The sequence below is a fragment of the Bacteroides xylanisolvens XB1A genome, from assembly GCF_000210075.1.
In the GTDB taxonomy this organism is placed as follows: Bacteria; Bacteroidota; Bacteroidia; order Bacteroidales; family Bacteroidaceae; genus Bacteroides; species Bacteroides xylanisolvens.
Genome location: NC_021017.1, coordinates 959884 through 974008, shown reverse-complemented (window position 1 = coordinate 974008; position 14125 = coordinate 959884). Strand labels below are relative to the sequence as shown.

The 14125-nt window shown below is 37.5% G+C and carries 21 protein-coding genes and 1 pseudogene; all 22 read left to right on the top strand.

Annotated features, from left to right (window positions below; translation table 11 throughout):
• Positions 1-333: pseudogene (locus tag BXY_RS04025) on the top strand (phage major capsid protein); the annotation flags it as partial.
• Between the two features lie 4 nt (positions 334-337).
• The gene (locus BXY_RS04020; RefSeq protein ID WP_004300271.1) at positions 338-760 is read left to right on the top strand and encodes a hypothetical protein; all 423 of its coding nucleotides are present in this window, start codon (positions 338-340) and stop codon (positions 758-760) included.
• 8 nt (positions 761-768) lie between these two features.
• Positions 769-1311 carry a hypothetical protein gene (locus BXY_RS04015; protein ID WP_008765952.1) on the top strand — a complete coding sequence of 181 codons (543 nt, stop codon included), beginning with the start codon at positions 769-771 and terminating at the stop codon, positions 1309-1311.
• Entirely contained in the window at positions 1308-1880 is a 573-nt protein-coding gene (locus BXY_RS04010; RefSeq protein ID WP_008765951.1) for a hypothetical protein, read from the top strand. Before BXY_RS04015 ends, BXY_RS04010 begins: the two co-directional genes overlap by 4 nt.
• On the top strand, positions 1877-2716 hold the full coding sequence (locus tag BXY_RS04005; RefSeq protein WP_008765950.1) for a hypothetical protein: 840 nt from the start codon (positions 1877-1879) through the stop codon (positions 2714-2716). Before BXY_RS04010 ends, BXY_RS04005 begins: the two co-directional genes overlap by 4 nt.
• The gene (locus BXY_RS04000) at positions 2713-2868 is read left to right on the top strand and encodes a hypothetical protein (RefSeq protein WP_004300280.1); all 156 of its coding nucleotides are present in this window, start codon (positions 2713-2715) and stop codon (positions 2866-2868) included. The genes BXY_RS04005 and BXY_RS04000 overlap by 4 nt, the downstream gene beginning before the upstream one ends.
• 49 nt (positions 2869-2917) lie before the next feature.
• The gene (locus tag BXY_RS03995; RefSeq protein WP_004300282.1) at positions 2918-3439 is read left to right on the top strand and encodes a hypothetical protein; all 522 of its coding nucleotides are present in this window, start codon (positions 2918-2920) and stop codon (positions 3437-3439) included.
• A gap of 30 nt (positions 3440-3469) precedes the next feature.
• Positions 3470-3631 carry a hypothetical protein gene (locus tag BXY_RS03990; protein ID WP_004311558.1) on the top strand — a complete coding sequence of 54 codons (162 nt, stop codon included), beginning with the start codon at positions 3470-3472 and terminating at the stop codon, positions 3629-3631.
• Between the two features lie 2 nt (positions 3632-3633).
• Complete coding sequence (locus BXY_RS03985; protein WP_008765949.1) at positions 3634-7539, top strand: phage tail tape measure protein; 3906 nt, start codon at positions 3634-3636, stop codon at positions 7537-7539.
• 2 nt (positions 7540-7541) lie between these two features.
• Entirely contained in the window at positions 7542-8123 is a 582-nt protein-coding gene (locus tag BXY_RS03980) for a hypothetical protein (protein WP_008765948.1), read from the top strand.
• Between the two features lie 384 nt (positions 8124-8507).
• Positions 8508-8981: an RNA polymerase sigma factor gene (locus BXY_RS03975; RefSeq protein WP_008765947.1), complete on the top strand. Its 474-nt coding sequence runs from the start codon at positions 8508-8510 to the stop codon at positions 8979-8981.
• Positions 8982-9107: 126 nt separating this feature from the next.
• Entirely contained in the window at positions 9108-9440 is a 333-nt protein-coding gene (locus BXY_RS03970) for an SH3 beta-barrel fold-containing protein (protein ID WP_007759739.1), read from the top strand.
• Position 9441: 1 nt separating this feature from the next.
• Complete coding sequence (locus BXY_RS03965) at positions 9442-9696, top strand: hypothetical protein (protein ID WP_008765946.1); 255 nt, start codon at positions 9442-9444, stop codon at positions 9694-9696.
• A 4-nt stretch (positions 9697-9700) separates the two neighbouring features.
• Positions 9701-9976: a DUF3846 domain-containing protein gene (locus BXY_RS03960; RefSeq protein ID WP_008765945.1), complete on the top strand. Its 276-nt coding sequence runs from the start codon at positions 9701-9703 to the stop codon at positions 9974-9976.
• Positions 9977-9995: 19 nt separating this feature from the next.
• A complete protein-coding gene (locus BXY_RS03955; RefSeq protein WP_007759742.1) occupies positions 9996-10157 on the top strand; it encodes a hypothetical protein in 162 nt (53 codons plus the stop codon).
• A 47-nt stretch (positions 10158-10204) separates the two neighbouring features.
• The gene (locus BXY_RS03950) at positions 10205-10351 is read left to right on the top strand and encodes a hypothetical protein (RefSeq protein ID WP_007759743.1); all 147 of its coding nucleotides are present in this window, start codon (positions 10205-10207) and stop codon (positions 10349-10351) included.
• 333 nt (positions 10352-10684) lie between these two features.
• The gene (locus tag BXY_RS03945; protein ID WP_007759746.1) at positions 10685-11284 is read left to right on the top strand and encodes a hypothetical protein; all 600 of its coding nucleotides are present in this window, start codon (positions 10685-10687) and stop codon (positions 11282-11284) included.
• A 40-nt stretch (positions 11285-11324) separates the two neighbouring features.
• Positions 11325-11558 carry a Lar family restriction alleviation protein gene (locus BXY_RS03940; protein WP_008765943.1) on the top strand — a complete coding sequence of 78 codons (234 nt, stop codon included), beginning with the start codon at positions 11325-11327 and terminating at the stop codon, positions 11556-11558.
• A gap of 21 nt (positions 11559-11579) precedes the next feature.
• Positions 11580-11762: a hypothetical protein gene (locus BXY_RS03935; RefSeq protein ID WP_008765942.1), complete on the top strand. Its 183-nt coding sequence runs from the start codon at positions 11580-11582 to the stop codon at positions 11760-11762.
• A complete protein-coding gene (locus BXY_RS03930) occupies positions 11759-12226 on the top strand; it encodes a hypothetical protein (protein WP_008765941.1) in 468 nt (155 codons plus the stop codon). Before BXY_RS03935 ends, BXY_RS03930 begins: the two co-directional genes overlap by 4 nt.
• A 287-nt stretch (positions 12227-12513) precedes the next feature.
• Complete coding sequence (locus BXY_RS03925; RefSeq protein ID WP_015531256.1) at positions 12514-12702, top strand: helix-turn-helix domain-containing protein; 189 nt, start codon at positions 12514-12516, stop codon at positions 12700-12702.
• 104 nt (positions 12703-12806) lie between these two features.
• Positions 12807-14125, top strand: a 1319-nt coding sequence (locus tag BXY_RS03920) for a hypothetical protein (RefSeq protein WP_208946911.1), incomplete at its 3' end; no start/stop codon positions are given.

Sequence of the window (14125 nt, the reverse complement as noted above, 5' to 3'; positions counted from 1 at the left end):
ACTGTTAACGGTATGGAATCAGAGAAAGATACGACAGGACGTAATCTTGGTATCGTTAAAATGGTTGATGGGGTGAAATATATTGCCGGTCGCCCGATTATCGAGTACGGTGGTATTCTTCCCGGTAAGTATCTTTTGGGTGACTTCAACCAAGCCGCAAATTTGGTTGATTATACCACTTTGACACTTGAATGGGCTGAAGATGTGGAGACCAAGCTTTGCAACGAGGTTGTGCTGATGGCACAAGAAGAAGTTATCTTCCCGATTTATATGCCATGGGCTTTCGCTTATGGGGATTTGGCCGCATTGAAGACTGCAATAACTAAAGCGTAGGATTATGGATTACATACTTAGAGGTAACGATAAGGATGTAACCAATGTGCTTAAAGAGCAACGCATTCGGATTAATAGAGGGATGATTCAACTCATCCCTATTTCCGAATGTGGTCTTGTTACAGAAGAAGATGCCCGAAAGACATTGGAATGTATGCTTGCAGAGAAAAATGAAGAGATTGGCAGGCTTACTGCATCCATTGCAGAGAAAGATAAGACAATTGTTGAACTGACAGAAGAGCGTGAAACAATGAAAGCTCGCATTGCAGAACTTGAAGTACAGGTGCCTTCTGATGAAAAGAATCTTCCGGTTGCCGATTCAAAAGATTTGCAAGAGGAAGATGCCAAGGAGGTAACTGTTACAGATGATAAAGCCGTTTCCGTGGAAGATGAAAAGAAAACCGGGAAAGGCAAGACTTCTAAATAACTATCGCTATGTTGATTGATGTTTCATATTTTATGTCAGGTCCCAGGCATATTGAGAATGTTTCGGTCGCTGAAATGCCTTCGCCCCAATCTCTTGCTGTGAATGAGGTGATAAATGGGTATATTAAGGCATTTCAGCCCGAATTTCTCCGGAATGTTGTTGGTGTGACTCTTTCCCAAGCTATCACAGATTATTTGGAGCTTATTGAACGGGAAAAGGAAGATTCTTCAAATGAAGTTGATATTTCAGAAGAGAAAGAAGAACCCCAGTCCGGATATGCAATATTGTGCGAGAAGTTGTGTGAACCGTTCGCTGACTATGTCTTTTATCATATTCTTCGTGACGCAAACACACAGGCTACAATAACCGGGCTTGTCCGTTTGAAATGCGCTAATGAATATGTAGCTCCTTTGAAGAGACAAGTAAGCACATGGAATAGCATGGTAGAGAAGAACAAACAGTTTGTTGAATGGGCTATGTCGAATGATTGTCCTTTTGATGTGAAAATAACCAAGAATCTTTTGACCCCAATTAATGCTTTCAATTTATGATAGATTTAGATATAACAGAACTGTTTGAGGAGATTGTAAAGGAACTTCCAGAAGGGCTTGAAATCCTCTATCCAAATGGGAAAGGGGGAACTAAAGTAGTGAAGTCCCCAAGATTGAATTACATCTTCGGTAGCAGTCAATATATCAAAGATATTTTAGATGAATACAGTAAGTCTTCTGCCCAGTCTGAAAGGAAGTTTCCATTGGTTGCACTATTCACTCCAATAAGTGAAGATAGAGGTGACGCGGATTATTTTTCAAAAGCAAAGGTTTCGTTAATTATAGCATGTTCTTCTTGTAAAGAGTGGAGCAATGAGATGCGCAGAATCACATCTTTTAAAAATATCCTTCGGCCAATCTATAAACGTTTATTGGAAGTATTATATGAAGATTCTCGGTTCGACTGCGACTATGACGAAAAAGTGAAACATAGTTATTCAGAAAACTATTCATATGGCAGATACGGAGCCTATACAGATTCCGGTGAGGCTGTGAGCGAGCCGATTGATGCCATAAATATACGCTCGATGGAAATAAAAATTAATAATCTTAATTGTAGAAGAAAATGAGAAAGATTAGAACGTGTAAGGGTTCCCGGATGAACACTGGTAGTTCTGCTTGTAGCATTGACTGGAAAAAAGTCAAAGGTGCTATCTTGACAGAACATGGCGTCAAACTCCCTGCTGATATAACAGGTGAGAAGTTGCTCGAATTGTGCCATGCAGACCGTCCCGGGCGTATTTACCCTATTTTGCCATTTCTGGAGTATGCCAAGAATGGTGGAGAGCCCCAAGTTAATGCTGTAGGGTACGGTGCAAGTGAATACAACGGGCTTAGCGCTCAAACAGACACCTTCACTTTGAAGAAATTTGATGAGGTTTTGAATGCCCAGCTTCTGAAATGTGCCAATAAAGGATGGGACGTTTACTTTTGGAATCAGGATAATATGTTAATCGGTTATAATGATGACACTGATATCCTTGCCGGTATTCCGATGTCTACTGTTTACCCGACCGTGACACAGTACCCGACCAGTAGTGCTAAGTCTGCGATGACTGTTAGTTTTTCACATGAAGATGTGGAAGACAGCCAATTGCACTTTGACTACGTGCAGTTAGACTTCAATCCCAAGAATTTCGTTAAAGGCTTGGTTGATGTTGTGTTTCAAAAGTTGGAGGCCGAAAATACTTACAAAATAGTTGAAGTTGTTGGTGGTTATGACCGTACAGAAGAATTTGGCAGTCTTATTGCTGATGGTGCTGCTGAAGTTATGAATAACGTAACTTCTGCTACATATTCGGATGGTATCATTACCATTGTTCCTAAAGCCGGGGCGGTTCCTTCGTTGAAAGCTCCTTCTGTATTGTATGAAAAAGGAATTAGAGGTATCGAGCAGGTGTCATGAAGGTAGATAATGTTACGTTCGTCGAGGTTGCTGTGAAGGGCATGACGAAGGAAGAGTTTATTAATGCACACATTAAAGTCGTGTGGCAGGAACTGAAGGAAGCTGACCGCAAGAAGAAGCTCTCGGAAGTGTACGATGCGATAACTAAGTAACCGACGGGCTGGGGTGTGATTACAGCCCGGCCCGTTATATTTTTACTGTATGGCAGATTTTGATGAATTACATAGAGTTATTCATTCCATTGCATCCGGGTTTGAAGAGGAATGTATTAGGTGTATGGAAGAACATAAGAATGTGCTCGTTGATTGCATTCAGGAGCAATTATATTCCGGTCTGGACGGTACTGAACATCTATTGAATCCTGATTATGATACTGACACCTATTTTAACGAGCCCGGTCCCTGGCAGAACCGTGCGGAACAATATAAACGATGGAAGGAGAGGATAACTCCACCTCTTAGAAGTGAGATGCTTTATTTGCCACCGCGTCCGGTTGAGGTACCTAACCTCTTTATTACTGGTACTTTCTATGATAGCATAACTGCCGATAGAATTGATTCCGGGCTTCGATTCTCAACGAAAGGATTTACGGACGGTAGTTCTATTGAGAAGAAATACGGTGAGCAGATTTTAGGCATTGGTGATACAGCTAAAGAGTACTTTAATATTATGTATCTCCGTCCCTGGATGGAACGTTTCTTTTCAGAATGTGGATATCGGTAGAAAATGGCTTGTAGTTGCGAAATAAAAAAGATGCAGAGTGAACTGGAACGTATCAGTGATCTGGCAAAGAAAGCAGCTGTCTTGGATGGTTGCATGTATGTCGTTTATCAGAAAGAAGATGGTACCTATGCTTTTGATAAACTAGGAGTTGAGATAAAAGGAAAGATTGTTGAATATAGACATTACCTGTAATTATGGCAGATTTAAAATTAAAAGATTTCGTTGATGAGAGCGATTTGCAGAAATTGGTGGAGCTTGATAATACTATTGAGCGTGTGAGGGCTGATTATGCTAATGCGGCCAAAGAATTAGCAAAAGGTTTGAAACTAAATGTAGAAGGCGTTGCTGATCTTGAAAAGTTGAGTAATCTTTATAATACCCAAGCAAAAACGGCTGGTTCTGCATCTGCTGAATTAACCGAAGCCCTTAGAAGACAGTCTGAAATAACTCAAACTGTCAGTAAGAAGATAGAGGAAAAGCTAAATGTAGAGAAATTATCTGCTGCTGAACTGAAGAAACTAACCAAAGCAAACTCGGATAATGCTGTGTCCTTGGAAAAGGCTGCTAAAGCAGAAGCTAACTTGACAAAAGCGCAGAATGCCGGTAATGCTACTCGTAAGAAAGCTGTTCTATCTGAAGAAGAACGTTTGAAACTTATCAGAACTGCTATTATCTTGACTAATCAGGAAGTACATAGCCGTTCACAAGCAAAGGAAATGAATAAGCAGCTGCAAAAGGCTGTTGATGTTTTGAAAGATACGGATGAAAACTATATTCGTACACTTGCCCGTCTTAATTCTACTATTGGAATCAACACTGATTACATAAAGCGAAATTCCGATCGATATAGTCAACAGAAAATGACAATTGGTGCATACCGGGAAGAAGTAAAGGCTGCATGGGTTGAGATACAGAACGGTAATAAGTCCATGCAGAATATGGGTATTATTGCCCGGAATGCAGGAAGGATGCTTAAAACGGAGATGGCTCCTGGGCTAAGCCAAGTTAGTGCAGGATTGAAAGGATGGGCTGCTGGATATATTGGTGCACAAGCTGTTGTTGGAGGGATTGTTAAGATGTTTACGCAGCTGCGTGAAGGCGTTGGTTCCATTGTTGAATTTGAATTTGCTAATAGCAAACTTGCAGCGATTTTAGGTACGACGGCTGACAATATCAAAGAATTAACCACTGATGCGCGTCAATTAGGAGCAACAACGAAATATACAGCTGCACAAGCTACTGAACTACAAATAGAATTAGCCAAATTAGGTTTTACACGTCGTGAAATATTAGATTCGACAGGTGCCATATTACGATTCGCACAAGCAACTGGAGCTGAACTTTCGGATGCAGCCGCATTGTCTGGTGCTGCATTGAGAATGTTTAATGCTAGCACTAAAGAAACAGAACGTTATGTATCTGCTATGGCTGTTGCTACATCAAAGAGTGCCTTATCTTTTTCTTACCTAGCTACCGCCTTGCCTATTGTTGGTCCAGTTGCAAAGGCATTCAATTTCCAAATAGAAGATACTTTGGCATTGTTAGGAAAGCTTGCAGATGCAGGTTTTGATGCTTCAATGTCTGCAACAGCCACTCGTAATATTTTGTTGAATTTGGCTGATGGCAATGGCAAATTAGCTAAAGCACTTGGAGAACCTGTAAAAACATTGCCTGAGTTGGTTGCTGGTTTAAAGAAACTGAAAGAACAAGGTGTAGATTTGAATACAACTTTAGAATTAACAGATAAACGGAGTGTCGCCGCTTTCAATGCTTTTCTTACAGCTTCTGATAAAATTGTTCCATTGAGGGACCAAATTACAGGCGTGGATAAAGAACTAGCAGATATGGCAGATACCATGAGTAACAATGTTAAAGGTTCTATTGCGGGACTTTCTTCTGCGTGGGAAGCATTTATGTTATCCTTCTATGATTCCAAGGGTATAATGAAGGATGTCCTGGATTTTCTGGCAAGAGGGTTGAGGAATGTTGCTACACAGCTGAAGGGGTATTCTGAATTACAAGATGAAGCAGACAATAAGGCTGTTGCCTTTGCACAGAAAGAGATGATGAAATCTGATATTTTGGAGAAGAATGCTAGAAATATGCAGAGGTTGTATAAAGAATATATAAATTCAGGAATGTCTGCTGATGAGGCGGCCAAAAAGGCTAAAGAGGATTATATTGAAACATTGAAGTCTCGTTTGGAATATGAAAATAGTGATTATCAATTAGCTATAGATAATCGTAAGAAATTGGAAGGAGAATTGAAAGACAGGGGATTCTTTACAATTCTGACCTCATGGAGACGCACAAATAATGTCATTAAAGATGAGATCGATGTTGCAACTAAAGCTGCTGCAGGTAAGAAGGCTATTTCATCAATAACAGAATCTCTTATTGAACAACTTGATACCATTGATTTGAAAGAGAATGGTGGTACAAAGGGGAATTCAGTAAAGGTACTTACTGATAAAGAAAAACGTGAACAGGAAAAAGCTCTCAAAGAGAAGCTGAAAATTCATGAAACTTATCAGGAGTCAGAACTAGCTCTTATGGATGAGGGACTGGAGAAAGAACTTGCTAAAATTGGTGTTGCTTACTCGAAGAAGATTGCTGCCGTCAAGGGTAATAGCAAAGAGGAAATTGCTACACGTCAGAATTTAGCTAAGGAAATGCAGGAAAAGCTAGATGAGTTTACTATTAAGTATAATTCTGATCGTGAGAAGAAGGATGTTGAGAACGCTCTTGCTGTTGTAAAAAAGGGGTCCCAGGAAGAACTTGATTTGAAATTGCACCAGTTGGAATTGCAACGTGAAGCAGAAATTGATGCAGCAGAGAAAACAGGTGAAGATGTTTTTCTCATTGACGACAAATATGCAAAAAAGAAACAAGAACTTTACGAAAGACATGCATCCGATCAGGTGCTATTAATAGCAGAGAATGCAGCGCATGAGCAGGAAATCCGGGATGCTGCATATGTTATGGATACGCTTGCTCTTAAAAAACAGTTAGCTTCTAAGGAAATAACCCAGCAAGAGTATGCAGAACTTGAGTATCAGTTAAAATTAGATTATGTACGTAAAACAACCGAAGCTGCAATTGATGCGTTGGAGTTGGAACTTCGAAACGAAAATTTGAGTGCAGAGGATAGGGCAAAGATTGCAGAGCAGTTACAGAAATTGAAAGCGGACCTTTCCCAGCAAGAAGCAGAAGCGGAAATAGATGCTATCAATAAAGTTACTAAAGCGGATGAGAAAGCACAGAAAGAACGTCAGAGGAATCTGAAAAAATGGCTTCAAACTGCATCTCAAGCAGTGGGTGCTATTGGTGATCTAGTCTCTACTATTTATGATGGTCAGATTCAGAAAATAGAAGAAGAGCAGGAAGCTAATGATGAGAAATATGATAAGGATGTAGAACGAATACAGAATCTAGCTGATTCGGGAGCAATCTCCGAAGAAGAAGCAGAAGCTCGTAAGCGTGCGGCCAAGGAAAGAACTGAAGCTAAGAATGCTGAACTTGAAAAACAAAAACAAGAAATGGCACGTAAACAAGCCATTTGGGAAAAGGCGACTAGTGTCGCTCAAGCTGGAATAGCCACTGCACTGGCAATAACTGAAGCTTTACCGAATATTCCTTTATCTATTGTTATTGGTGCCATGGGAGCAATTCAGGTTGCAACTATTCTTGCAACTCCTATTCCTTCCTATGCAGACGGTACTCAAGGTAATGATAGGCATCCCGGCGGTGCCGCTTTAGTTGGTGATGCCGGTAAACATGAAGTTATCATGTATTCTGGAAAAGCATGGATTACTCCTGATACTCCAACTTTAGTTGATATTCCTAAAGGTGCGCAAGTCTTTCCTGATGTTGATAAGGTAGATATCTCTAATTTTGATATGCCAGATTGGGACTTTCCTACATTTTCACCGACATATTTTGCATCTTCTTCCGGTGATACCATTGTTTTCAATGATTATTCCCGATTAGAAAAAAGGGTTGATAGAACAAATTTCCTTTTGATGAAGAGTCTTAAAATGCAGCGTCAGGATGCTTCTAACCGTGAATTTGAACTGTATAAGTTATCTAAACTGAAATAGTCATGATTGAAAGATTAAATCAAATAACATTGAATGATTTCATTGAGCTTTCATGCGGAAACTATGTTTGTTTGCTTTCGGACTGCAAATCTATGTCCGAAAGCACGCTTAAAGAAATAGCGTCTAAATTACTTGTCGAATACAGAAGTATTGTTAATCCTTCAAATATGAAGGCTATGGTAATGGACAAAGAGGATATGCTGAAGGAACGTGCCAAACTATTGAGTCTTCGTATTTGTCAGGCTCTTGTTTCTCTTGGCTTTTATGATGATGTTCGTCAGGTATTGGGGCAACTAAATGTAGATACCCGAAATATGAGTGATGAACAAGTAATATCGAAGATTGATTATTTACTTCATTCTGCAATTTTTGAGCAAAAACGGAATGAGGAAAGACGCAGTGAGGAACATAAAGGAAGTAAGGCTACTCCTGAACAGATTCGTTCTTCTTTTGATGCTGAGATTGCTTTTCTAATGACATTTTTTAAAATGAGTATTGATTCTCGTGTAATTAATGCTGCTGTCTACGCAAATATCGTTCATCAAGCTGATGTTGAAATATCGATTAGGAAAAGAAGCACATGATAATATCGGTATTACATATATGCTGTAATTCGATTAATTTTTAATTAAAGCGAATTATTTCATACAGTCGTTTGTACATCTCCTTTAGAATCACAAACGACTTTTTTATGAATAGAAAAAACAGCATCCATTGTATAAATAGGCGTTTATACAATGTTTTATTGTCAGAATTACGTACATTAGAGACGAAGTGTAATCGGATAACAGCAGAAGTGTCCGAGGTAAAAAAAATGATTGCCTTATTGCCCCCCGATATAGGCACTCTTATTAGTTCAATCGAGCGTTCTGCTAAGGAAATGCACGAACAAAGTATCATGCACCGGAAATATGTGGAAAGGTGCATTAATGGCGAACCGAAGATACACCTAATAAGGAGGGCTGACAATGGACTTTGAAAAGGAATTATCAGAAATATATCCTTGGATATTAAAGGTGGCAAGAAAATTCTGCTGTTCCATGCAAGATGCTGAAGACTTAGCCGGTGATACAGTTTATAAGCTACTTGTGAATCGTGATAAATTTGATTGTTCTAAACCACTTCAACCGTGGTGCCTTATTATAATGAGGAATACTTATATAATAAGATACAATAGAAATTCCCTTATACATTTTACAGGGCTTGATATGGTAGACGGAAGTGCCATTTCTAACTGTACAGCTCATTCAATACTGTTTGATGATTTGGTTTCCACAATACAACGGTGTGCTAAAAAATCCCGTTGTATTGATAGTGTGATGTATTATGCTAGTGGGTATTCTTATGATGAGATAAGTGAAATCCTGAACATTCCTGTCGGAACTGTAAGAAGTCGTATTTCTTCTGCTCGGAAGTTTATACTTCAGGAGATTTCCTATTAGAGTTAAATAAGGTTTTAATTCGATTTCAGAAGAAAAAAAACTTTTGAAAAAGTTATGCTATTACATAACTTTTGACTATATTTGCAATACCAAATAACATAAAAGTCAAACCAAAAAAAGTGAATTATGGAAACAAAGTCTAATTTTAGAGCCAGAGTGATGAAGTATGCTCATCACCTCCTTTCAACAACAAAAAAGAGTTGGAAATATTGTCTGCTAAAAGCGTGGGAGCTTTACAGACTTGCTAAAAGAATGAGAAGCGGTGAAGTTAAATTCGCCTATGAGAAAGTGAATGGCAGTATTCGCTATGCTATCGGTACTCTTAAAAATGTGCCTGCAGGTGCAACAAATAAGGGTAAACGTATGACAAAGCCTTCTTATAAAACTTTCTCTTACTTCGATGTTGATAAGCAGGAGTTTAGAAGCTTCAAAATTGAGAACCTTGTAACCGTGTATTGATATGACTTCATTAGAATACTACTCAAAGAGAAAAGAGGATAGCAGGCAAGAGCTTGCTACCCTCATAGCACAGGCTAATCAGTTCATCGGTGATACACATAACAGCCTCAACACCCATACTAATCAAGGGAGTAATATTGCCAATATAAAAATGCTTTCTCAACAATTACAGCAGCTAACAAGCCGTATTGAACTGGAAAAGCAAAAGGGAGATATGCTTGAAAGTATCTGTTTGACATTAACCACAGAAGGGTAAGCATATGAAAGCCACTTTGTTAAAAGTTACCGGAGAAACAGTTGAGATTTCTCCGGTGAATGGGAACTGCTTTACCCTAAATGAAGCGCAGAGTTTAGTAAATGGCTATGTTCAAGTCATTGATATTTGCCCTAATAAAATAATGATAATGAATGAGGAGGGTAAATTCCACTTTGAGTTGAATGTTGAGGCTACCCGGATTGCATTAATGAATAGTGCTATTTTTCCCGATGATTATATAGCCGGTGACGCTATTGTGTGTGATGATACTATGTTCTAACCCTTTAATTTCAGAAAATATGAAAACAATTTATAGAGTAGAATCACCAACCGGTGAAGTTCGTGTATTGGAAGTGTCTCGCAATGAGACTGGATATAATGTTTACATAGATGATTCAAACATCTGTGAGAGCATTACTGAAGAAGAACTTACAGAAGCATTAGAGAACCCCAATTTTTAAATATGAATCAGAGTTTTCCATTTTGGAAACAACTAATAACAGAATAGATGAGTAATAGTATTGCAGCCAATGATATCATTCAAAATATTGACGATCTGTTAGCTGAATATCCGGTTGATGAATGTATTAGCATCTTACAGGAAGTGGTAAAGCAGATAGATGTGCGTATTAAGGATTTTAGTGAACATATATAATAATAAAGATATGAATAATATATTTACAATTTGCTATTCAGAAGAAGAAGCTAACGAAATTGGACATTTCATAATGCGAAAAGGCTATGAAGGTGTTCAAAATGATAGTTACAGATATTGCCGTGAAGCAATTTGGTGGGCTTTTAAAGAAACTAAAAGACATCATTCGTGTTTCATATATGTTGGCGTTAGAGATTGTCAAATGATTGTGTCCAGGACTAAAAGGGGGCTTCGCAGGAACGGACTTAAATACATTGAGAAGAAACGAATGTTTTACAACTTATTGAGTAGGTATTAAGTTAATAAAAACAAAGAAATGTAACAGTTTTAAATATGACAAGAAGAAAGAAATCATGCACTGATTGCGAGTTTTGCAACGATGCTGAACCTGTTGATGGATTACGATATTTCTGTGACAAGAAAAATATATATTTCGATCCATACAAAACAATCACCTGTCGTCTTTTTCGGCAAGTAAGTTCCTCTGTGTTGAGGATACGCGCTCGATGGGCAGCAATGCAGCTTGCGAAAAAGAAAGCTGCTGAAGAAAAAGAGCGGCAACTCGCACTAATGCTCACACTGCCATACTGGCTTCATGTTGGGGCAGAGTTCATAGAAACTTGTTCTGGTTATGAAGGAGTAATCACAGACATTGACCCGACACGTGAAGATGGCATAATTTACCGACCGACTAATCGACCGGGGTGGGATGGCATTGATGGATATGATACCGCTGATAGTATTATAGAACGTACTGAACGCGGTATGTTGATATTTCGAAATTATACTCCCGAACCGTTAAAAGACGGATTCCGATGGTCTGATATTGAATGGGATTCGGGGCAAATAATCTATTCAGAACAACGCCCGGATGGTAGAACGGATGAGTACTTAAAAGAAAGATACGAAGTGGTAAAGCCTGAATGGATATAGGTTTTTTAGTATGTTTGAAAAGGAGTAATTAAAGATAGAAATGAATAAAAAAGTAATATTGCCATGCCCATTTTGTGGTGAAATACCAGTGTTAGAACGTCAATATTTACCTGCATCACTCTGTTTATCATGTAAGAATGATAATTGCTATGTAAATCCTGCTATAGAGATTACTGTATTTTGCAAGAAAAATAGCGACGGTTTTACGTTTGCGCCTCAATTTGAGCAGCATGAAAATGAAATTATTGAAAAATGGAATAAAAGAAACGTTTAAAGAATAGAAAGGAAATAAATTATGATATTCATATATAGAATAATTGCAGATAACTCTATTGTAATAATGCCTGGCATATCTTCTGTTGATGCCCATAGTAAACTGACAACGGCATTGAATATGGTAGATAGTGATTTTTATTTGGTGGGTATGTTATTTCAAGGTATTATTATTAAAGGTGATTTTCAAACTCAATATTTATGATGAAAACTTTTGCGGAAAGATATAAAGAAAGTATCGTGAATCTTTCAAAGGAAGAATTGATACAACAAAGGGACATTATACTAAATCATATTGAAGCCCAACGTGAACGTTTGCATATTGTCAGTAACGAGAAAAAAGTACATGATATTCGAGTGGCTATTAAAAGGGCTAATATTAAGCTTCGGGAAATAGATAGCTTACTGAAGAACCTGTGTTCTTCTGAAGATAGTTCTATATATCATTTATTGGATAGTCGGATATCCAGATTTATAAATGAAATTGTTGAAGATCCTAATTTTGTTATTCCTAATTGGTCTAAGTATATACTTCTGTCTGGAACAGCAGAGGAAGTCTGTGAGAGTGCAAATAATGGTGAATATGGTGAATTGTGTGTTGTCGCTGATTCTAAAGGTCAAATTATGTGGGAGTGGAATGGGGACAATGGATGGTGTATGTCTGATTAAATATTGTTTCTCCTAAAAATAATTATAATAGAGATTGAATTTGTATCTATTTTGAGACTAATTATCATTTAGGAATTATATATTTGCATCTTAAATAAAGGAGAATTTATGAAAAAGAAATTAGTTTGTGATAATGATGCCAATTTAAGAAAAACTCTTGCTCCAAAAGTGAAGAGAAATTTTCGTGTACGAAAAGAACAGTTTTCCTTTAGCTAAAGATATCGTTATACATATTAATTATTCAGATAAAGTGATAGATTAAAAATGAATCTTTATATTCTATATTTATGTTTAGAGAAGCAATACTCGAGGCTCTAAAAAAGAGAGGAATTACACAGGTAGAACTTGCTAACCATTTAGGGATAAACAAAAGCCCCTTGAATGCTTTTTTGAAAGGAAAAGGTAAAATTAGTATGGAGAACATTGAAAAGTCCTTTTTATTCCTTGGTATAGATATTGTTTTGAAAAACAGATAGTTATATTGCATTTTAGCAAAGCATGATTTTCAAGAATTTAGCCAATCGGGAAACCGGTTGGCTTTTTCTATATATTTGCTCGTGAACGTTCAAAAGGAGTTAAAATGCTTTGTAAATATGTACTTACCGTTGATAGTATTTCTTATGATATTCCCAAATCTTGTATTCAGAATTGGGATGAAATAAAGTTTTCCCGTAAACGCTCCGGACTTGAAGGAATAACTAGAACCTTTACTTCAAAATTCCAGTTTGTGGGAGAAGCCTATGATCTCATATTGGAGGAGTATTTGAGCAAATACCTGGCTTCTAATGCTAGTATCACTGTTTATACTATAACTAATTCTCATACTTATGAAGAATTCTTCAGTTGCCGACTGGATTTCGGTTCATTGACCTATGATGGAAATACTGTTTCTATTAATTCGATAGATGATAGTGTCGCTAATATCATAAAGGCTAACAAAGGAACGCAGTACGAATATTCGGTAGATGAGATAAAAGATGTATATCAGCTTTATTATGATTCTGTAAGTATGAATTATAGTCAACCGCATACATTAGGTGGTAATACTGTAGAAAATGATGCTTCTTTGCAATATATTGTAATTGACAAAGGAATATATGTAGAAGCTATAACATATTCGCTTCCCTTATATATTTCAGGTGGTGAACTTCCGTCACGGGATTCACCTCTTGAGTTTTATGATGCACCACAGGAATCGAAAGATGATCCAAATGTATTTGTTAAAGCCTTGTCCGACATTGATATAGTATTGAATTTTAGTTTTGAATACTATATCAGTTATAGTGATGCGTATACAACTAAAGCTGAAATTGTTCTAGGTGGGCGTTACGAAGATGGTCGTTTAGTCGAGTTGAAAAGATGGGGGTATAATAAGGGGGATGTTACTCCAAGTAATCTGAATGAATCCATCAAGATTCATCTGACTAAAGGGCAGGCTTTATTTTTTGATTTGAAGGTAACATTTAACAGAGTTAATGCTTCTACTGGCAATATTTATTTTCGTAATTTCAAATTTGAGACACGCTTTACTTCTCGAGCTAACCCTATCTATGTGGATGCAATAAGACCTATTGATGTGTTAAACCGATTGCTTAAAAGCATGAATGGTGGAAATGAAGGTATCTATGGTGAAATAGCTTCAGGTGTTGATGAAAGGTTAGATAATTGCGTGATATTAGCTGCTGAAAGTATTCGTGGAATCCCCCAAGCTAAGCTATATACTTCTTATACAAAGTTTAAAAACTGGATGGAAACAGTTTTTGGCTTTGTGCCTGTGATCAATGGTGTCACTGTTTTTTTTAAACACCGGGACAAATTGTTTAGTGATAACAATGTAAAGGATTTAAACAGCAGCTTTTCTAGTTTTGAGTATAAGGTTGATTCATCAAGAATATATTC